This window comes from Mesorhizobium neociceri (genome assembly GCF_013520985.1).
In the GTDB taxonomy this organism is placed as follows: domain Bacteria; phylum Pseudomonadota; class Alphaproteobacteria; order Rhizobiales; family Rhizobiaceae; genus Mesorhizobium; species Mesorhizobium neociceri.
This window is the reverse complement of the sequence record NZ_JACDTY010000007.1, coordinates 153,365-172,144: the sequence shown is the minus strand read 5'-3', so window position 1 is coordinate 172,144 and position 18,780 is coordinate 153,365. Positions and strand designations below refer to the sequence as shown.

At 62.5% G+C, this 18,780-nt stretch carries 15 protein-coding genes; 9 read left to right on the top strand and 6 right to left on the bottom strand.

Annotated elements, in window-relative coordinates; translation table 11 throughout:
* Window positions 1-22: 22 nt before the first annotated feature.
* Window positions 23-2,107, bottom strand: a complete 2,085-nt coding sequence (locus H0241_RS16385; protein WP_181058698.1) for a hypothetical protein — start codon at window positions 2,105-2,107, stop codon at window positions 23-25.
* Window positions 2,108-2,297: 190 nt separating this feature from the next.
* On the opposite strand from H0241_RS16385, the gene ypfJ reads away from it, so the two are divergent.
* The 3 genes from ypfJ (at window position 2,298) to H0241_RS16370 (ending at window position 5,569) form a co-directional block, all read left to right on the top strand.
* Window positions 2,298-3,230, top strand: a complete 933-nt coding sequence (ypfJ, locus tag H0241_RS16380; protein WP_181058697.1) for a KPN_02809 family neutral zinc metallopeptidase — start codon at window positions 2,298-2,300, stop codon at window positions 3,228-3,230.
* Between the two features lie 156 nt (window positions 3,231-3,386).
* Complete coding sequence (locus tag H0241_RS16375) at window positions 3,387-4,652, top strand: TCR/Tet family MFS transporter (protein ID WP_181058696.1); 1,266 nt, start codon at window positions 3,387-3,389, stop codon at window positions 4,650-4,652.
* Window positions 4,649-5,569, top strand: coding sequence for an aldo/keto reductase (locus H0241_RS16370; RefSeq protein WP_181058695.1), 921 nt, complete (start codon window positions 4,649-4,651; stop codon window positions 5,567-5,569). Before H0241_RS16375 ends, H0241_RS16370 begins: the two co-directional genes overlap by 4 nt.
* Before the next feature lie 2 nt (window positions 5,570-5,571).
* Here the strand turns inward: H0241_RS16370 and carA are convergent, their stop codons facing one another.
* Window positions 5,572-6,789, bottom strand: a complete 1,218-nt coding sequence (gene carA / locus H0241_RS16365; protein WP_181058694.1) for a glutamine-hydrolyzing carbamoyl-phosphate synthase small subunit — start codon at window positions 6,787-6,789, stop codon at window positions 5,572-5,574.
* A gap of 258 nt (window positions 6,790-7,047) precedes the next feature.
* On the opposite strand from carA, the gene H0241_RS16360 reads away from it, so the two are divergent.
* Both H0241_RS16360 and H0241_RS16355 read left to right on the top strand, forming a co-directional pair.
* Window positions 7,048-7,497, top strand: coding sequence for a GatB/YqeY domain-containing protein (locus H0241_RS16360; protein WP_181058693.1), 450 nt, complete (start codon window positions 7,048-7,050; stop codon window positions 7,495-7,497).
* A 55-nt stretch (window positions 7,498-7,552) separates the two neighbouring features.
* Window positions 7,553-8,110 carry a GNAT family N-acetyltransferase gene (locus H0241_RS16355; protein ID WP_181058692.1) on the top strand — a complete coding sequence of 186 codons (558 nt, stop codon included), beginning with the start codon at window positions 7,553-7,555 and terminating at the stop codon, window positions 8,108-8,110.
* 7 nt (window positions 8,111-8,117) lie between these two features.
* Here the strand turns inward: H0241_RS16355 and H0241_RS16350 are convergent, their stop codons facing one another.
* The 3 genes from H0241_RS16350 to H0241_RS16340 all read right to left on the bottom strand — a co-directional run bounded on the left by H0241_RS16350 (window position 8,118) and on the right by H0241_RS16340 (window position 11,395).
* The gene (locus tag H0241_RS16350; protein WP_181058691.1) at window positions 8,118-9,299 is read right to left on the bottom strand and encodes an MFS transporter; all 1,182 of its coding nucleotides are present in this window, start codon (window positions 9,297-9,299) and stop codon (window positions 8,118-8,120) included.
* 129 nt (window positions 9,300-9,428) lie between these two features.
* Entirely contained in the window at window positions 9,429-9,638 is a 210-nt protein-coding gene (locus tag H0241_RS16345) for a DUF2061 domain-containing protein (RefSeq protein WP_181058690.1), read from the bottom strand.
* A 92-nt stretch (window positions 9,639-9,730) separates the two neighbouring features.
* Window positions 9,731-11,395, bottom strand: coding sequence for a Na/Pi cotransporter family protein (locus H0241_RS16340; RefSeq protein WP_181058689.1), 1,665 nt, complete (start codon window positions 11,393-11,395; stop codon window positions 9,731-9,733).
* Window positions 11,396-11,782: 387 nt separating this feature from the next.
* Here H0241_RS16340 and H0241_RS16335 point away from each other — a divergent pair, with 387 nt between their 5' ends.
* From H0241_RS16335 to H0241_RS16320, 4 genes are all read left to right on the top strand, one after another.
* Window positions 11,783-12,163, top strand: coding sequence for an RcnB family protein (locus tag H0241_RS16335; RefSeq protein ID WP_181058688.1), 381 nt, complete (start codon window positions 11,783-11,785; stop codon window positions 12,161-12,163).
* 138 nt (window positions 12,164-12,301) lie between these two features.
* Window positions 12,302-14,242 (top strand): DNA primase, encoded by a 1,941-nt coding sequence (gene dnaG / locus H0241_RS16330; RefSeq protein ID WP_181058687.1) that lies wholly within the window; start codon window positions 12,302-12,304, stop codon window positions 14,240-14,242.
* Window positions 14,243-14,661: 419 nt separating this feature from the next.
* Entirely contained in the window at window positions 14,662-16,686 is a 2,025-nt protein-coding gene (gene rpoD / locus H0241_RS16325) for an RNA polymerase sigma factor RpoD (RefSeq protein ID WP_181058686.1), read from the top strand.
* Between the two features lie 10 nt (window positions 16,687-16,696).
* Window positions 16,697-17,272, top strand: a complete 576-nt coding sequence (locus H0241_RS16320; protein WP_181058685.1) for a hypothetical protein — start codon at window positions 16,697-16,699, stop codon at window positions 17,270-17,272.
* Between the two features lie 102 nt (window positions 17,273-17,374).
* Here H0241_RS16320 and H0241_RS16315 read toward each other — a convergent pair whose 3' ends face one another.
* On the bottom strand, window positions 17,375-18,730 hold the full coding sequence (locus H0241_RS16315) for a trypsin-like serine peptidase (protein WP_181058684.1): 1,356 nt from the start codon (window positions 18,728-18,730) through the stop codon (window positions 17,375-17,377).
* Between the last annotated feature and the right edge of the window lie 50 nt (window positions 18,731-18,780).

The window sequence follows — 18,780 nt, the reverse complement described above, 5'->3', positions numbered from 1 at the left end:
GCCGCAAGCGCCAACGCACAGATTATTCTTCGCTCACATCCTGCACCCAGCTGCGCGGATGGCCATCGACGCGGAACTGGAAGATGAAGTACGGCGGAATGCAGGTGCCCTTGCCGGGCTTGGCCTCGGCCAGGTCGTCATAGCCGGCGGTGCAGATATAGTCCTCGCGGCAAGGATGCGCCTTGTCGCAGGCGCGCAGGCCGGCGGTCTTGGTGAATTCCTTGGTGCAGAATTTGTGGTCCTTGCCCGAGGCGATGCAGTCGTTGAAGCCGGTCTTGGCCAGACGTCCGCAACTCGCCTCGTCGGGCAGCTTGTCGCAGCTCGCCTTGCGCAGCATGCCGCCGGGAAAGCCGCCGGTCTTCTGCTCGGGATTGTCGTAGCGCTGGCGCGCCGCACCGTAGCCGGCGAGTTTTATCGGCGGTTTCTTGTCGCGCGCCGGATCGATGGCGCACGCCTTTGCGGTGGCCGGCGACAGGCGGCAATATTGGTCGCTGCCCCATTTCGACATCTTGATCTCGCCGAACTCGACGGGATCGCCGACCTGGGTGCCGGCTTCGCTGACGCAGGTGCCGAAGCCCGGATGGATGGCGCTTTCATGGACACCGGCGCAGCGCAGGCCGGCGCTGCAGCTCCAGTCCTTGAAGCTTGCGTCCTCGCCGCTGTAGCAGATCGAGCCCCAGCCATTGTAGAGATCGGTGCCTTTCAGCGCTTCGGCATATTTCGCATCAGGACGAGCGGCGAAGCCGCGGGAGAAATCCGGATGGCCGCCGGCGGCGAAGTCCTCGACGATGGCGCGGCGGCGCGGCAGGTCGGCGAAGAACACCGCCGAGCCCGGCACGAAGACGGCGTTGCGGCGCGGTTCGCTGGCCGGATCGGCGCCGGTATAGTGGAAGCCGGCAATGCCGTGCGTCTGGTGGCAACCGGTGCAGGTCATGTCATTGAGGCGCAGATTGAATCCGGCCACCGATTTCACGCTGCGCAGCTCGTTGCCCCTGGCGACATAGTCCTTCAGCGCCTTGTCGATATCGGCGTCGTCGAGCAGCCCATAGGCGATGTTGTTTTGCGATCTGGCCATGCCGCCGGGCGCCACCGAGATGGCGCTGGTCGCCAGGAATTTGTCGTCGATCACCAGCCGGCCGCGATCGAGGTCGTAGATGTTGCGGTCCGTCAGCAGCCATTTGGCGAAGGCAGGACGGTCGGCCAGCACGATCTTCCTGTCGATCTGGTTCTCCATCTTCGATTCCTGGAAGGTGGACGTCGCCGGGTCCCATTTGAAAATCTTCAGGAGATATTCGGCGTGGCCGCCGAAGTCGCGGCGGCTCGAGGCCGACAGCCGGAGAACCTGCATGTTGAGTTCGAGGCGCATGATCTGTGATGAATTCAGCATGGCGTTGGACAGCGGACCTTCATCGGAGCGCAGCCAGGCTGCAAGCTGATCGGGCGCAAGATCCTTTTGCCCGGCGGCCAGCCAGCGCTTGGCGACATCGGCACATGAGACAGCGGTGGCGCTTGGACGGTCTCTCGAAGCGCGGGCGCGAGCCTCGCCGGGCTTGGCGTTGAAGACCAGGCTCATGGTCAGCGGCAGGCGCGACGAGATGCGTTGCCCAGTCTTTCCCCCGATTGGCTTTCCCTTCGCCGGCTTCTCCGCCACCGAATAATGGAAGCGGTAGATCAGCCGGATCTCGCCGCATTCGGTGTGGCCGAGATAGCCGCGGTCCATGCGGTTGACGACGCCGGTCAGGTCGAGCGTCGAGCCGTCATCGTCGATGTATTTCGGGTTGAATTTCTGGCTGGGATCCTTCGTCTTCGCCAGCGCGGCGACGTAGGGATCGGGACTGCCGGCGGGCTCGTCGGCGATCTCCTGCTTGACGGCGTTGCGCACCGGGGTCAGCGCGCGCACCGAAAACAGGCCGCGATTGTCGACCTCGCGGGTGAGGCCCAGCGCCGGGCCAAGCAGGCGGCTGATGGAAAGACCGCCGCGCTCGAGCGCCTGCAATGTCTCGGGATCAGTTACGGCGACGCTGGAATCGAGCGTTACGGCGCGCGCCGGCCACGGGCCGAGGCACAGCAGCACCGCCAGCAACAGAAATCGGCCGATCGTCCGCAAGCCCCTGATACCCCCGTTCGAACCGGATTCTACAGTGCCTATGGCGCCTCGACCAGAGCGCGAACCCTCGACGGCGCCCGCATGAAAAATACTGTGACTTGGCGCAACCATTCGGATAATTGTTTGTTGGGTCGGACCTGACCATGACATCGGCCGGGTCCGCCGAAAATTTGCATCACGGGGAGTTGCCATGCTCTGGAAGGGCCGCCGTCAGAGTGACAATGTCGAGGACGAGCGCAGCGACAGCGGCGGTGGTGGCGGTTTCGGCGGCGGCAGCCCCGGCCAGTTCCGCGTCCCGATCGGCGGCCGTACCGGTGGCGGCGGCAGCATCTTGCTCGTCATCCTCGTGGTGCTGGCCGGATGGTATTTCGGCTTCGACCCGTCGCAGATCCTGGGCAGCGGCGACAGCGGCGGCGTGCTGCCGGGCGGCGGCCAGATCACCGACAACAGCGGCGGCCAGGACGAAGGAGCCGGCACGCCTGCTTCCGACGAGATGAAACAGTTCGTGGCGACGGTGCTGGCGGAGACCGAAGAGACCTGGACCGGCATCTTCCAGTCACAGGGCCTGAAATACGAGGATCCGAAACTGGTGCTGTTCAGCGGCCAGATCCGCTCTGCCTGCGGCTCCGCCTCCACGGCCGCCGGTCCGTTCTATTGTCCCGGCGACCACAAGGTCTATCTCGACACTACCTTCTTCCAGCAGCTCGACCAGCAGTTCGGCGCCTCAGGCGATTTCGCCCAGGCCTATGTGATCGCGCATGAGGTCGGTCACCATGTGCAGAACCTCACCGGCATCCTGCCCAAGTTCAACCAGATGCGTCAGTCCATGGGCGAGGCGGAAGCCAACCAGATGTCGGTGCGCATCGAATTGCAGGCAGACTGCTTCGCCGGCGTGTGGGCACATTTCACCGCGCAGAAGGGCATTCTGGAACAGGGCGACATCGAAGAGGCGCTGAACGCCGCCAAGCAGATCGGCGACGACACGCTGCAGAAGAAGATGCAGGGCTATGTCGTGCCGGAAAGCTTCAACCACGGGACCTCGCAGCAGCGGCAGACTTGGCTGGCGCGCGGCTACAAGAGCGGCAAGCTATCGGATTGTAACACGCTGAGCGGTCCGCTCTGAGAGGTGGGTTGCGGGTAAAGACCTGACGGCAAAGACGCCGTCAGGGGATGTCAGGATCAACGGTTCCTGCCTGTTCCCTCATTGTTCCTTACGGCTGGCTCGCCTATAAGGTGCGTCCGCCTGCGCCCCCGGGCGACCACAGGAGCAGACGCCATCATGATCGACCCCAAAACCGCCAGGCGGGGCCTTGCGCTCGTCTTCACCACACTGCTGCTCGACATTATCGGCTTCGGCATGATCATGCCGGTGTTGCCCGCCTTTCTCAGGGAGTTGTCCGGCGTCGGCATCAGCGAAGCGGCGATCGAGGGCGGCTGGCTGTTCTTTGTCTATGCCGCGATGCAGTTCTTCTTCGCCCCGATCATGGGCGGGCTGAGCGACCGCTTCGGGCGGCGGCCGATCCTTCTCGCCTCCGTGCTCACCTTCTCAATCGACAATCTGATCTGCGCCATCGCCTGGTCCTATCCGATGCTGTTCATCGGCCGTGTGCTGGCCGGCATTTCGGGCGCCAGTTATTCGACGACATCGGCGTTCATCGCCGACATCTCGAACGACGACAACCGGGCCAAGAATTTCGGCCTGCTCGGCATCGCCTTCGGCGTCGGCTTCGTCATCGGCCCGGTGCTGGGCGGGCTGCTCGGCACGTTCGGGCCGCGCGTGCCGTTCTATTTCGCCGCCGGTCTTGCCTTCGTGAATTTTCTGATTGCGCTGTTTTTCCTGCCGGAAACGCTTGAGGAAAAGCACCGCCGTCGCTTCGAGTGGAAACGCGCCAACCCCGTCGGCACGCTGCTGCAGATGCGCCAATACCAGGGCATCGGCTGGATCGGGCTCGCCTTCTTCCTGATGACGCTCGGCCACATGATGTATCCGGCGGTGTGGTCGTTCGTCTCCAATTACCGCTATGGCTGGAGCGAGCAGCAGATCGGCTTTTCGCTCGGCGCTTTCGGCCTGTGTGGAGCGATTGTCATGGCGACGGTGCTGCCGCGCGTGATCCCCAGGCTTGGCGAGTGGAGGACGGCGGTCATCGGCCTGACATTCACCGCGGCCAGCGCCTTTGGCTACGCCTTCGCCTCGCAAGGCTGGATGATCTATGCGGTGATCGTCGTCGGCTGCCTCGAAGCGCTGGCCGACCCACCGCTGAGGAGCCTCGCCGCCGCCAAGGTGCCGCCTTCGGCGCAGGGCGAATTGCAGGGTGCGATGACGTCGATCTTCTCGATCACCTCGATCATCACGCCGCTGCTCTATACCGCGATCTTTTCCTGGTTCACGGGGCCGAATGCGCCCGTGACGTTCGGCGGCGCGCCCTATCTGGTTGGCGCATGCTTCCTCACCCTTGCAGTCATCGTCTTTGTGACGAAAGTGGCCAGGCCGGCGGCGGTGAGAAGCGCCGCCACCGGCGTCGCTGAAGATGGAGCACAGGTATGAGCCATGACAGCCGCATAAAGCTGAGCAAGGACGGCGTGTCGCTGTCTCGCCTGGTGTTCGGCGCCTGGCGCCTGCTCGACAGCGCAGTGCGCCCGGACGCCGATGCCGTCGCCCGGCTGATCGGTAGCGCAGTCGACCTTGGCCTGACCAGTTTCGACCATGCCGATATCTATGGGAATTACGAGGTGGAAGCGGCGTTCGGCACGGGGCTTTTGCGCTGGAAGGGCAAACGCGACAGCATCGAGTTGATTTCGAAATGCGACATCATGCTGGCATCGGCCAATCGCCCACAAAACCGGCTGAAGCACTACGACACCAGCGCCGCCCACATCGTTGCGTCGGTCGACCGTTCGCTTGCCAATCTCCACACCGACTACCTCGACCTGTTGCTGTTGCACCGGCCCGACCCGCTGATGGATGCCGACGAGACGGCCGCGGCTCTTGCCGGCCTGGTCAAGTCGGGCAAGGTGAGGGCGGTCGGCGTCTCCAACTTCACGCCGTCCCAGTTCGACCTTCTGGCCTCGCGGCTGCCGTTTGCGCTCGCCACCAACCAGATCGAGATGTCGGTGCTGAAAACCAATGCGCTGACCGACGGCAGCCTCGATCACGCGCAACGGCTTTCCTACGCGCCGATGATCTGGTCGCCGCTCGGCGGCGGCTCGCTGTTCACCGGCAAGGAGGCGCGCGAGGCGCGTGTGCGGGCAGCCCTTGCGAGCGTTGCGGCGGAAACCGGCGTGGCCGATCTTGCCGCTATCGCCATTGCCTGGCTGTTGCGCCACCCGGCCCGGCTGGTGCCGGTGCTGGGCACGATGAAGCCGGAGCGACTGGCGGCCATGGTCAAGGCACTCGATATCGTGCTCGACCGCCAGCAGTGGTTCGCCATTCTGGAGGCGAGCGAAGGCCGGCCGGTGGCGTAGGATCAAGCCCGCTCGGCCAGCAGTTCCTCGCCGCGCTTTTCGCGGATGAGGTTGACGAAGCGGCGGAACAGATAGTGCGAGTCCTGCGGGCCTGGCGAGGCCTCGGGATGGTGCTGGACCGAGAACACCGGACGTCCCGTGAGCGCGATGCCGCAGTTCGAGCCGTCGAACAGCGAAACATGGGTTTCCTCGACGCCTTCGGGCAGCGAGTCGGCATCGACGGCAAAGCCGTGGTTCATCGAGACGATCTCGACCTTGCCTGTCGTGTGATCCTTGACCGGGTGGTTGGCGCCGTGATGGCCCTGATGCATCTTGGCGGTCTTGCCGCCCAGGGCCAGCGCCAGCATCTGGTGGCCGAGGCAAATGCCGAACACCGGGATGTCGGTCTTGAGCAGGTCCTGGATCACCGGCACGGCATAGTCGCCGGTGGCTTCCGGATCGCCGGGACCGTTGGAGAGGAAGATACCGTCCGGCTGCATGGCGAGGATCTCTTCCGAACCGGTGCTGGCCGGAACCACGGTGACCTTGGCGCCGAGGCCGGAAAGCAGGCGCAATATGTTGCGCTTGACGCCATAGTCGATGGCGACGACGTGCATCGACGGTTCTGCCTGTTCGCCAAAGCCTTCGTTCCACACCCAGGGCGTTTCGCGCCAGACCGATGACTGGCCTGAGGTGACTTCCTTGGCGAGGTCGAGGCCGATCAGGCCGGACCAGGCGGCGGCGCGACGCTTCAAATCGTCGAGGTCGAACACGCCGTCGGGCGCATGCGCGATGACCGCGTTGGGCATGCCCTTTTCGCGGATCAGCGCGGTCAGCGCACGGGTGTCGATGCCGGAGAGCGCGACGATGCCGCGCTTCTTCAGCCATTGATCGAGCCCGGTGCCGGCCCGGTAGTTGGACGGGTTGGTGACATCGGCCTTGAACACGGCACCGACGGCACCGGCGCGAGCGACCGGATTGAGGTCCTCGATGTCCTCGTCATTGGTGCCGATATTGCCGATATGCGGGAAGGTGAAGGTGACGATCTGGCCGGCATAAGACGGGTCGGTGAGGATTTCCTGGTAGCCGGTAAGCGCGGTGTTGAAGCAAACTTCGGCAACGGCGGAGCCGGTGGCGCCGAGACCGCGACCTTCGATGACGGTGCCGTCGGCCAGCACCAGCAGGGCGGTCGGCTTTTCGGTTGCCCAGGCGGGGGTCAACGCGGGCGTCATCTCGGCCATGGCGGCGCTCCTGTCAGGTTGCGCGCTTCGATGGCGGGCCATCTGCGCAGCAAACGGCGCGGCCGATCTCTCGAGCCTGCGCGCGTAAATTCATTGTCTTATGCAAGGCCGAGTACATAGGGGAAGGCGCCAGAGCGGTCAATGATGCCGGGCCAAAACGGCGGGCATTTGTTTCGTCAAACGATATCAGGGACTTGGCGCGTTTGCTTTACGAGTTCGCCACGGTTATTGTCCGCGCCGTTCGAAGGAGAAAGCATCATGCGCGCAAAAATCGCCGAATCCCTGAAGAGCGCGATGAAGGCGCAGGACAAGCACCGGCTGTCGACGCTGCGGCTCATCCAGGCTGCCATCCACGACCGCGACATCGCCAATCGCGGCTCCGCCAAGGAGCCGGCCAGCGACGAGGAGATCCTGCAGATCCTGGCCAAGATGGTGAAGCAGCGCGAGGAATCGGCCAAGGCGTTCGAGGACGGCAAGCGGCCGGAACTGGCGGCGCAGGAGCGCGGCGAGATGGAGATCATCCGTGGCTTCCTGCCGACGCAACTGGACGATGCCGCGGTGATCGCGGCAGCGCGAGAAGCGATAGCAGCCACGGGTGCGGCCAGCCAGAAGGACATGGGCAAGGTGATCGCCGCGCTGAAGCAGAAACATGCCGGCCAGATGGATTTCGGCAAGGCAAGCGGCATCGTCAAGGGCCTGCTGCAGTAGGGATTGTCCGCCGCTACATCTGGCTTGCGGGCCGGACGCCAAGTCGTCTGTCGTCATGATCGAAATCGTCAAACCCGCGCTCGAACATCTGCCGTCCTACAAGGCCGCGCTCGAGCGCGGCTGGTCGCCTGACAATGTGCGGCTTGAGGAAGCGACGCGCGAGCAGCTTGCGGCCATCGAGCAGGATCCGGTGGCGTTCCTCGCCGGTCTCGACGATCCCGAGGCCAAGGGTCCGCCCATCACTCTGCCCGATGGCACGACCGTACCGCGGCTGCCCGGCTTCCGGCGCTGGATCTGGGACGGCGAGGCCGTCGGCTCGATCGGCTTTCGCTGGCAGCCCGGAACGTCGGCGCTGCCCGCGCATGTGCTCGGCCATATCGGCTATGCCGTGGTGCCCTGGAAGCGCGGACGCGGCTACGCCACCGAAGCGCTGCGGCTGATGCTCCCCGAGGCAAGGGCGGTCGGCTTGCCGTATGTCGAACTCACCACCGACCTCGACAATCCGGCCTCGCAGAAGGTGGTGCTGGCCAATGGCGGCCGGCTGGTCGGGCGATTCTCTAAGGACGCTGCCTATGGCGGCGCCGAGAGCCTGTTGTTCCGGATCGATCTTTAGGTCGGACCTATTCCGCTGCCGCCGGCAGCGGAGGCGCGGCCTGGCTGCGCCCTTCCCAGATGTAGGAGGCAAGGGCGACTGCCACCGCCACCAGCATGGCGGCCGCGCCGACCACCGGCAGGCTGCGATAGCCGTAATCGGCGTTGAGCATGGCTGCGCCCAGCGATGCGGCGAGCGCGATGCCGACATTGAAGCCGGACGGGATGAGCGATGAGGCAAGGTTCGAGGCGTCCGCCGTCCAGGACAGAATGCGGGTCTGGATCGGCGTGCCGATGGCGAAGTTGAGGCCGCCCCAGATGACGATGGCAACGACCATCGGCAGCGGATAGGGGCTGACCACATAGATCATGCCCAGCATCACCGCCTGCAGGGCAAGCATGGTGATTAGCGACGGCATTAGCTTCCAGTCCGACAGTTTGCCGCCGAGAAAGACGCCGATGGTGGCGCCGACGCCGTTGAGCAGCAGCACCCAGGGGATCAGACTCTCGTCGAGATGGGTGACTTCGAGCAGCGTCGGGGTGATGTAGGTGAACAGGCCGAACTGGCCGATCATCAGCATCAGCATCAGGATCAGCGAAGTCCAGACCTGCTGACGCGCCAGCACGCGAACCTCGCTGCCGAGGCTGGTGGACGGGCTCGATGCCCCCGTTGTGCGCGGCAAGAGCGTGGCCATGGCAGCGAGCGCCACGATGCCAAGCGCGCACATCACCCAGAAGGTGGCGCGCCAGCCCCACAGGTTGCCGATCGCTGTGCCGGCTGGCACGCCGATGACGTTGGAGACGGTGAGGCCGGAGAGAATGACGGCGACAGCCATGCCGCGCTTGTCTTCGGGCACAAGGCCGACGGCCACCACCATGGCGACGCCGAAATAGGCGCCATGCGCGACGGCGACCGCAATGCGCAGGAGCAGCATCGAGGTGAAATCGGGCGCCAGCGCGCAGGCGGCCTGGCCGATGGTGAAGGCGATGGTCAGGCAAAGCAGCAGGGTTTTGCGGGAAATGCGCTTGGTGGCGAGCGCCAGCAGTGGTCCGCCAACCGCGATGCCGCCGGCATAGCCGGAGACAAGGTAGCCGGAGGTCGGGATCGAAACGCCGAGGCCGTCGGCTACTTGCGGCAATACACCGGCGATGACGAATTCGGTGGTGCCGAAAGCGAAGGCGGCAATGAACAGGGCAATGAGCGGCAGCATGGCGCGGAAGCGATCCTCGAACGAGGTCGCCTCAAATCATGGATGGGCGCAGCCGGCAATGCAGAAATTGTCGACGCCGCTTTAGGTTTTCTTGATCCGGTCCACTCCAGCCGGGCGCAGCCGCTGCGCCTAAGTGGTGTTCTTCCTGCCGTAGGGGATTTTCAGCCACGCCCGCTCATGAAGGTAATACAGCAAGGATTTGGTGACGACCTCGGTAGCGCCGATGGCCGCGGCAAGCTTGATGCTGCCGGTGATGACGAGCGAGATGATCATCGTATCGATGGTGCCGGTGGCGCGCCACGATAGCGCCTTGGCAAAGCTGCGCGAATGGGTATCCATCGATTTTCCTCCCGGTGGCCTGACCGATGCTTAGCCGACGGATGGCTGGGCGCGCAAAGACTAATTTCGCCGCAGCTGGCGCTTGCTCGGGCTCAGCTGGCCTTCAGCCGCGACCCGCCGAGCAGGCCGCGCTCTTCCAGCACCGGGTAGGCCATCGACGCCAGCAGCGAGTTGATCTGTTTCAGGTCGCGGATGGTGTCGAGGTGGATGGAGCTGGTCTCGACGCTTTTGGCGGTGCCGTCGCGCAGGCGCACGAAATGGCTGGCGCTGGTTTCCTTCTCGCGGTCGCGCAGCCGGTCCTTTTCCAGCACCAGCTGGCGCGCGGTCTCCGGATCGCGCGACACCAGCACGTTGAAGGCAAGCCTGGCATTGGCCAGCACCGAGGTGTGGAAGGCGAGCAACTCGCTCCAGCCCTCGGGCGTGAACTCCAGCCCGCGCTCGAACTTCTTCTTCACATGCACCAGCATGTTGCGCACGATGATGTCGCCGACCTGCTCCAGCTTGACGCAGGCGCCGATCAATTCCTGGCAGCGCAGGGCCTCGTCCTCGGTGAGCGAGTTCCTGGTCAGTTTGGCCAGATAGAGCTTGATCGCCGCATGCTTCCTGTCGACGCGGTCGTCAAGAGCGGCCAGCGCCTTGATCTTGTCGCCGTCGGCGCTCTCATAGAGCTCGATGATGCGCTTCAGCATGATCTCGACCGTCTCGCAGACGCGCACCACCTCGCGGGTGGCATTGGCGAGCGCCTGGCTCGGCACGTCCAGCGCGCTGTCGTTGAGCGCGGAAAGCTCGACCACGTCAAGCGCTGCGGCCGGCACTGGTTTGGTGCCCATCGCCACGATCTTCTCCGAGGCGCGATAGACCAGGCTGGCAAGCGGCAGGCCGGCGAGCAGGATCAGCACGTTGAACAGGATGTGGGCGTTGACGATCTGGTCGGGCACGGTAGCGCCGAGGAAGGCGACGGATGGCTTCACCGTCATGAACAGGATCAGCATCACCAGCGAACCCATGCCGCGCATCAGGAGATTGCCGATCGGCACGACGCGCACACCAGGCTCGGCACTGCGGGTGAGCAGCGGCGCGATGATCGAGGAGCCAAGGTTGACGCCGAGCACCAGCACGATGCCGAGTTCGGGCGGGATGAAGCCGCGGCCGGCCAGTGTCACCATCAACAGCACGGCGGCGATCGAGGAGTGGAACAGCCAGGTGACGAGCGCGGCGAGCAGATAGGCGGTGACGAAATCGCTGGAGAAATATTGGATGATCAGCGGCATCAGCGTGCTCTGGCGCAGCGGCTCCGACGCCTGGCCGATCATTTCGAGCGACAGCAGCAAAAGGCCGATGCCGACCAGGATGCGCCCGAACTGGCGCCAGTCGCGCCGCTCGGTGGCCATGAACATGACGGTGCCGGCAACAAGACAGATCGGCACCAGCAGCGTCAGATCGAAGGTCAGCAGCTTGACCACCAGCGCCGAGCCGATCTCGGCGCCGCGCACCGCCAATTGCCCCGACATGCCCGAGACGATGCCGGCGCCGGCGAAGGAGCCGACGAGAAGCGTGACGGCGGTCGAACTTTGCAGCGCGATAGACAGGCCGCAGCCTGCCAGCACCGCCATGATCGGATTGCGCATGGTGGAGCGCAGCCGGTGGCGCAGCACGTCGCCATAGGCGCGCTCGACGCCTGTTTTGACCAAGCGGGTGGCAAACAGCATCAGCGCCACGGCGCCGGCCAGATGCAGCAGGACGACGGAACCGCTCATTTTGACGCCTGGATGCGGACAGGAACCGCGACGTGGAGCGCGTGCCGTGCGGGGAGGAAAACGAAGGTGCGAATCATGGTCATGGCAGTCGCTTACATTAGCCGAGATATTTTAGCCGGATAATAAAATTTTGTCGATTTCAAGAGGCCGTCGCGGCGCGACAAGGCATGTCGGAAAAGGGACGGATGGGCAAGCGTCGCATGGCGGATCTCGGCGCCGCAACGGATCAGCCGGGTTTGCGGTGATTTCGGCAACAACCTTTGCGATGATGTTCAAATCTCCGGTATAAGCAAAGGATTTCATTACATAATTGTAATGCTGACGTTCAGTTTCAGTTCATTCTTCGGGGGCTATTCCCTGGGGCATCGACAACCAAGGAGCCCCGTTATGGAACGCATTGTTCTTTCCGCCCTCGCTTTCTCGATGCTGGCCGCTACTTCGCTTGCCGGCCAGGCCGCACCGGTGAATGCGCCGGTCGCACCGCAGTCGAGTTACACCAACGTCGACTGGCAGAAGCCAACCAACAGGGATGTCAAGAAGCGCATCATCCAGAAGCGCGTCGTGAAGAAGACGGTCGTGGTGAAGCGCAGCCATTGGCGCAATGGCCAGAAATACTCGAGCTGGAAGCGTCACCAGCCGATCCGCGACTATGGCCGCTATGGCCTGCATCGCCCGGGCCGCGGCCAGGAATGGATCCGCGTCGGCAACGACTATGTGCTGGTCAGCATCCTGTCCGGCATTATCTTCGGCGCTATCGCCGCGCAGTAAGCCTGGCCGGCGCATTGCTGGAAAGGAGGCGGCGGCAACGGCCGCCTTTCTTTTTGCCTGTGGAAACCGGGTATGGCCGGTATTCGGGGTCGTCGGATTTCGCCGGCATGATTATATGATGGGGAAACGAGTTCCCCGATGCGCTTTCCACCCACCTTTCTCGACGAGATACGCGACCGTGTGCCGATTTCCTCGGTGATCGGCCAGCGCGTCGCGTGGGACAGGAAGAAGACCAACGCCTCGCGCGGCGACTATTGGGCGTGCTGCCCCTTCCATGGCGAAAAGAGCCCATCCTTCCACTGCGAGGACAAGAAGGGCCGTTACCACTGTTTCGGCTGTTCGGTGTCGGGCGATCATTTCAAGTTCCTGACCGAACTCGACGGAATGAGTTTTCCCGAAGCGGTCGAGAAGATCGCCGAGATGGCCGGCGTGCCGATGCCGGTGCGCGATGAACGCGAGGAACAGCGCGAGAAGGAACGCGCCAGCCTGACCGATGTCATGGAGATGGCGACCACCTTCTTCCAGGAACGGCTGCAGGGGCCGGAAGGGGCAAAGGCGCGCGCCTATCTCAGGGATCGCGGGTTGACGCCGGCGACGCAGCAATCGTTCCGGCTCGGCTTCGCGCCCGATAGCCGCAACGCGCTGAAGGAGCATCTTGCCGCCAAGGGCGTACCCAAGGCCGACATCGAGGCCTGCGGGCTGGTCCGCCATGGCGACGACATCCCGGTCTCCTATGACTGGTTCCGCGACCGCATCATGTTCCCGATTCCGGATTCGCGCGGCAAGATCATCGCCTTCGGCGGCCGCGCACTGGCGCCGGATGCTTTGGCCAAATACATGAACTCGCCCGACACCGAGCTCTTCCACAAGGGCAACGTGCTCTACAATTTCGCCCGCGCCCGCAAAACCTTGGCAAAGGGCGGCACGGTGATTGCCGTCGAAGGCTATATGGACGTGATCGCGCTGGCGCAGGCCGGCTTCGAAAATGCCGTGGCGCCGCTTGGAACCGCGCTCACCGAAAACCAGCTCGAACTTCTGTGGCGCATGGCGCCCGAACCGATGCTGTGCTTCGACGGCGACCAGGCCGGGCTGAAGGCGGCATGGCGCGCCGCCGACATGGCGTTGCCGGCGGTTCAGGCCGGGCGCTCGGTGCGCTTTGCCCTGCTGCCCGAGGGCAAGGACCCCGATGATCTGGTCAAGGCGGAAGGGCCGGACGCCTTTCGCGCCGTGCTCGCCGAAGCGCGGCCGCTGGCCGACCTTTTGTGGATGCGAGAAACGGCAGGTGGCGTCTTCGACACGCCGGAGCGGCGGGCGGGGCTGACAAAGACGCTGCGCGAACTGACCAGCCGCATCCGCGATGAGAGCCAGCGCTACCACTACCAGCAGTGGATGCGCGAGCGGGAGCTGAACTTCTTCAGCGCCCAGCGCGAAGTGCGGCAAAGTCGCCAGGACTGGAAACCGGGGCAGGGCAAGACTTCAGCGCCCGGCGGACAGTTCGCGAAAGGCGGCGGCGTCGGCGCGCGCGCCGCGATCACCGAAAGCCTAGGTCGTTCCGCCATGGTCAAGCGCGGCGGCGAGATGATGTCGGTGCGCGAGGCAACGATCATCGTGGCGCTGGTCAACCATCCGGCGCTGATCGACGAGAATTTCGCCCATGTCGAGTTCCTCGATCTCGCCAACACCGACCTGAAGCGGCTGCACGCCGCCATCCTCGACGCTATGGCGCATGACATGGCCAATGACCGCGGCGCGGTGATCTCCACGATCGAGCGTGCAGGCTGCATTGACATCTGGGGCCGGGCTGTGATGCTGATCAAACGCGCCAGGCAATGGCCGGCGCTGGAAACCGCCGCCCTTGATGATGCCCGCGACGCCTTCAACCAGGCGCTGCACTTGCAGCGCAGCGCGCGCACCTTACATAAGGAGCTGAAGCAGGCGGAAGCAGCGCTCGCCAGCGATCCCACGGACGAAAACTACCGGCATCTCGTCGAGATTCAGGCGCAATTTCGTGATGTGCAGGCAACGGAAGCGCTGATCGAAGGGTTCGGCGTGTCCTCGGGCAAGGCTGGGCGGGTGTAGGTCGAAACCTGCGCAAGAATGAATGATGTACGTGCTGCGCGTCGAATCGACGCCTCTAAGTCGGGTAATTGATTCGCTTTTTTGATGCGAATCATGCGAGAGGCGCTTGACCTTCTGGCAGAATGACGGAATCAGGACGATTCGAAACATTAACCCGTGCCAGCGTCGATGGGAAATGCAGCGATGTGAGGTGCTGATCACTGGACAGGCTGTTAGCCTGCCACAGATATCAGGGTTAATCTGGACTTAATGCATGTCGCCCAAAAGTGAAAACCGGTTTTGGGGCACGATATGAACCAAACAAAAGAGTTGATGCGGTTACCGGCCCGGTGAAGCGCGTTTCGTCACGAGCGCATAATTTGACCGGTGCGGCAGCTTACGCGGCTTCGATGTTCGGCCGCTAGGAGAAGATAAAGACTATGGCGACAAAGGAAAAGGAAGAGGTCGAGACCGAACGCGAAGGCGCCACCGATGGCCCCCTGCTCGACCTTTCCGATGATGCTGTCAAGAAGATGATCAAGGCCGCCAAGAAGCGCGGCTATGTGACCCTCGACGAGCTGAATGCGGTGCTGCCGTCGGAAGAGACCGATCCGGATCGCATCGAAGATATCAATGCGATGCTGTCCGACATGGGCATCAACGTGGTCGAGGACGACGATCAGGGCGAGGAGCCCGAGGCCGCCGACAGCAATGCCGACGCCGAGGAAGATGCCAACGAACTGGCCGAGCAGACCGGCACCGCCGTCGCCGCCACGACCACCAAGAAAGAGCCGACCGACCGCACCGACGATCCGGTGCGCATGTATCTGCGCGAAATGGGCTCGGTCGAGCTTCTGTCGCGCGAGGGCGAAATCGCGATTGCCAAGCGCATCGAGGCCGGCCGCGAGACGATGATCGCGGGCCTGTGCGAAAGCCCGCTGACCTTCCAGGCCATCATCATCTGGCGCGACGAGCTCAACGAATCGAAGATCCTGCTGCGCGAGATCATCGACCTCGAAGCCACCTATGCCGGCCCCGAAGCCAAGCAGGCGCCGGTGGTCGAGCGCATCGAGGAAGCGCCCAAGGCCGAGGATAAGCCGCGGCGTGGACGCGACGAGGAAGACGACATCACCAATGTCGGCGCCGACACGCGCGGCCTGGTCGATGACGACGAGGAAGACGAGGACGAGGCCAGCCTGTCGCTTGCGGCGATGGAAGCCGAACTGCGCCCGCAGGTGATGGAGACGCTCGACGTCATCGCCGACACCTACAAGAAGCTGCGCAAGCTGCAGGACCAGCAGGTCGAGAACCGTCTGGCCGCCGCCGGCACGCTTTCGCCCAGCCAGGATCGCCGGCTGAAGGAGCTGAAGGACCAGCTGATCAAGGCGGTGAAGTCGCTGTCGCTCAACACGGCGCGCATCGAGGCGCTGGTCGAGCAGCTCTACGACATCAACAAGCGCCTGGTGCAGAACGAAGGCAAGCTGTTGCGCCTGGCCGAAAGCTATGGCGTGCGCCGCGAGGAGTTCCTCAAGGAATATCAGGGCTCCGAGCTCGACCCGAACTGGACGCGCTCGATCGGCAACCTGACGTCGCGTGGCTGGAAGGAATTCACCAAGAACGAGAAGGACGCGATCAAGGATCTGCGTTCGGAGATCCAGAACCTCGCCACCGAAACGGCGATCTCGATCCTGGAATTCCGCAAGATCGTCAACCAGGTGCAGAAGGGCGAGCGCGAAGCCGCGATCGCCAAGAAGGAAATGGTCGAGGCCAATCTGCGCCTCGTCATCTCCATCGCCAAGAAATATACCAATCGCGGCCTGCAGTTCCTCGATCTGATCCAGGAAGGCAATATCGGCCTGATGAAGGCGGTCGACAAATTCGAATACCGCCGCGGTTACAAGTTCTCGACCTACGCGACGTGGTGGATCCGGCAGGCGATCACCCGTTCGATCGCCGACCAGGCGCGCACCATCCGCATCCCGGTGCACATGATCGAGACGATCAACAAGATCGTGCGGACGTCGCGCCAGATGCTGCACGAGATCGGCCGCGAGCCGACGCCGGAGGAACTGGCCGAAAAGCTCGCAATGCCGCTCGAAAAAGTGCGCAAGGTCTTGAAGATCGCCAAGGAGCCGATCTCGCTCGAAACGCCAGTCGGCGACGAGGAGGATTCGCATCTGGGCGATTTCATCGAGGACAAGATGGCGATCCTGCCGATCGACGCGGCAATCCAGGCCAATCTGCGCGAGACGACCACGCGCGTGCTGGCCTCGCTGACGCCACGCGAAGAGCGCGTGCTGCGCATGCGCTTCGGCATCGGCATGAACACCGACCACACGCTGGAAGAAGTCGGCCAGCAGTTCTCGGTCACCCGCGAGCGTATCCGCCAGATCGAAGCCAAGGCGCTGCGCAAGCTCAAGCACCCGAGCCGGAGCCGCAAGCTCAGGAGCTTCCTCGACAGCTGAGGATTTTCGGGTGGGGGCGACCTACGGCACCGTCAGCATCAAAGGGCCAACGCGCGAAGCGTTGGCCGACTGGCTGAGATCGAAGAGCATCGACGCTTTCGTCACGGCTGAGCAGAACGGCTGGACCACCTTCTCGGATCGCGAAACAGATCAGCTCGATCCGCGCTGGATTGAACCTTTGCTCCAGCGCCTGACCCTCGATCTGTCATGCATCGGCATAGCGATCACCGTCTATGACGAAGAACAGCTTGGTCTCTGGGTCGCAAAGCACGGTGTTCTTCAATCACGTTATGATTCCTGTCCCGGCATGGAGATGAGTGACCCGGGCGAGGAGGATATGCGCCCTCGGCTCGAAGATGCCCCGGCATTGCTCGCAACGCTTGGTAAGCCCGCCGCGCCTGATGATCTGCTTCCAATCTTGGGAATTGATGGGGCGAAAGACTACATAGATCCGCTGGAACTCCATGAGGAACTTGCAACCTATCTGGGACTTCCGGAAAATTCTGTTGGCCTTAGCCACAGATATGTCCTGAAAGACAAGATCGACCTGTCAGAGCAGGGTTTGATCAGGACGGTTGAGAGCTAGAGATCGGGCGAGGGAACTGCGCAAGTCCAGGAGCGTCCTCGACAGCTGAGCAGGTCATTTCGCCTGTAATTATTTTCCGAAAGAGCTGCCGCTCGAAGGCGATCAATGAATTCCGTTGGCAGCTGAGGCTTTGGCTTCAGCAGCGATCACCGTCGCCAAGTATCCATCGATCATCGTCACAGTCAGTGGTTCTGTTTTTCGCAGATATTTTGCGCTCCTAAGTACAACAAAGAATGGTGTATGATTTTCGACCGCAATCAATGCTCCGATCCGGTTAAGACGACGCAGGCGCGCAAGAAGTTTCGCGGATGTGCTGTCACGGTCTGGCCAGGAAGCTTGAAGATCGAGAGGAAGTCCTTCGAATAAAGATGCAAGATCGCTATCGGTTGTGAATCTGGCAACATTTATGAGATTGTCGTGCAGTGATATTATGTCATCTTGTGTAAATATATTAACGAGTTCTATCTTTAGCGATCCTCCAATTATATTTCTCGATATCTCTTCGATTTTCTTTGCGATTTCCTCGTCTTTCAAATCAAGCGGTGACTGTAACGCCTTAGCTGTGACTGGGAATTTTTCTGCCAACGCTTGAGTCAAGGCGCGACCCCAGCGAGCAAAGACGTTCTCTGCAGAGATCGCCGGCGGAGGCGGTAGGGTAGCAGAAGTCGTAAGGCCCGTCTGTGTCCACATCTTGCTTTCGGCAGACAGTCTCCAAGCCGGCACAGCGTAGTTCGCCACCAGATACCGTCCGGCGAAATTGATGCCTACGACATCCCCACTCGCCAGATCGATGACTGGCGCTCCAGCCGTACCGCCGAGTGTGGTGGCATCGTGCATCAGGCTAAGGGCATTTTTGCCAAATGACATAATTTCTTCGAAGCCAGTTATTTTGCCTGGCATCACTCGTTTGACGTTATAGATGGATTGGAAGAGTTTCTCCTGAATTTCGCGATCATTTCTCAAATCAAAAGCTGGATAACCTATCACACAGATATCCTGACCTTTCTCGGGAACATCCGGGGACAATGTCAGAATCTGTTCTGGCGCGAGATCTCTTTCCAGTTCCAGGACAGCGAAGTCAAAGTCCGGGTGCACGAACCTGACCCCTGTGACTGGAATCTTTTCCATGGCGTCAGATTCATACTCTGCCTTGAAATTCAGCCAGTATTCTTTCTTCCCATCTGTTTTCAGCAATCTCGCCAACTGTTTGCCGGTGACCGCCAGGCGTGGGGCTACGCCGAAAGCCGTTCCCAGAAAGGGCAAAGTACCGTCGGACGTTTCCAGGCGGCATGTAGCGCGAATAGCGCGTTCGATTGTTGCTTTGTGTTCCACAAAAACGGGCTGCCAACGCTCAGAGGCTGCTCCAACGATCCAATCATCCTTGACCAGAAGAGCAGGTCGCGCATCGGCCAAAACGATCGACTCCAGCGCATATTGTTGCCCAAGGATAATGGCCATTCGGTCAGGTTCCCCACGTGAGGCGGCTGATGCTTTTAAAGTTTGCGCTT

Excerpts from the sequence above, each read along its gene's own strand:
- H0241_RS16345 (WP_181058690.1), bottom strand. The coding sequence starts at position 9,638 with ATGGATACCCATTCGCGCAGCTTTGCCAAGGCGCTATCGTGGCGCGCC.
- H0241_RS16375 (WP_181058696.1), top strand. The coding sequence starts at position 3,387 with ATGATCGACCCCAAAACCGCCAGGCGGGGCCTTGCGCTCGTCTTCACC.
- H0241_RS16350 (WP_181058691.1), bottom strand. The coding sequence starts at position 9,299 with ATGCTGCCGCTCATTGCCCTGTTCATTGCCGCCTTCGCTTTCGGCACC.
- H0241_RS16340 (WP_181058689.1), bottom strand. The coding sequence starts at position 11,395 with ATGAGCGGTTCCGTCGTCCTGCTGCATCTGGCCGGCGCCGTGGCGCTG.
- ypfJ (WP_181058697.1), top strand. The coding sequence starts at position 2,298 with ATGCTCTGGAAGGGCCGCCGTCAGAGTGACAATGTCGAGGACGAGCGC.
- H0241_RS16370 (WP_181058695.1), top strand. The coding sequence starts at position 4,649 with ATGAGCCATGACAGCCGCATAAAGCTGAGCAAGGACGGCGTGTCGCTG.
- dnaG (WP_181058687.1), top strand. The coding sequence starts at position 12,302 with ATGCGCTTTCCACCCACCTTTCTCGACGAGATACGCGACCGTGTGCCG.
- H0241_RS16360 (WP_181058693.1), top strand. The coding sequence starts at position 7,048 with ATGCGCGCAAAAATCGCCGAATCCCTGAAGAGCGCGATGAAGGCGCAG.
- H0241_RS16315 (WP_181058684.1), bottom strand. The coding sequence starts at position 18,730 with ATGGCCATTATCCTTGGGCAACAATATGCGCTGGAGTCGATCGTTTTG.
- rpoD (WP_181058686.1), top strand. The coding sequence starts at position 14,662 with ATGGCGACAAAGGAAAAGGAAGAGGTCGAGACCGAACGCGAAGGCGCC.
- H0241_RS16335 (WP_181058688.1), top strand. The coding sequence starts at position 11,783 with ATGGAACGCATTGTTCTTTCCGCCCTCGCTTTCTCGATGCTGGCCGCT.
- H0241_RS16355 (WP_181058692.1), top strand. The coding sequence starts at position 7,553 with ATGATCGAAATCGTCAAACCCGCGCTCGAACATCTGCCGTCCTACAAG.
- carA (WP_181058694.1), bottom strand. The coding sequence starts at position 6,789 with ATGGCCGAGATGACGCCCGCGTTGACCCCCGCCTGGGCAACCGAAAAG.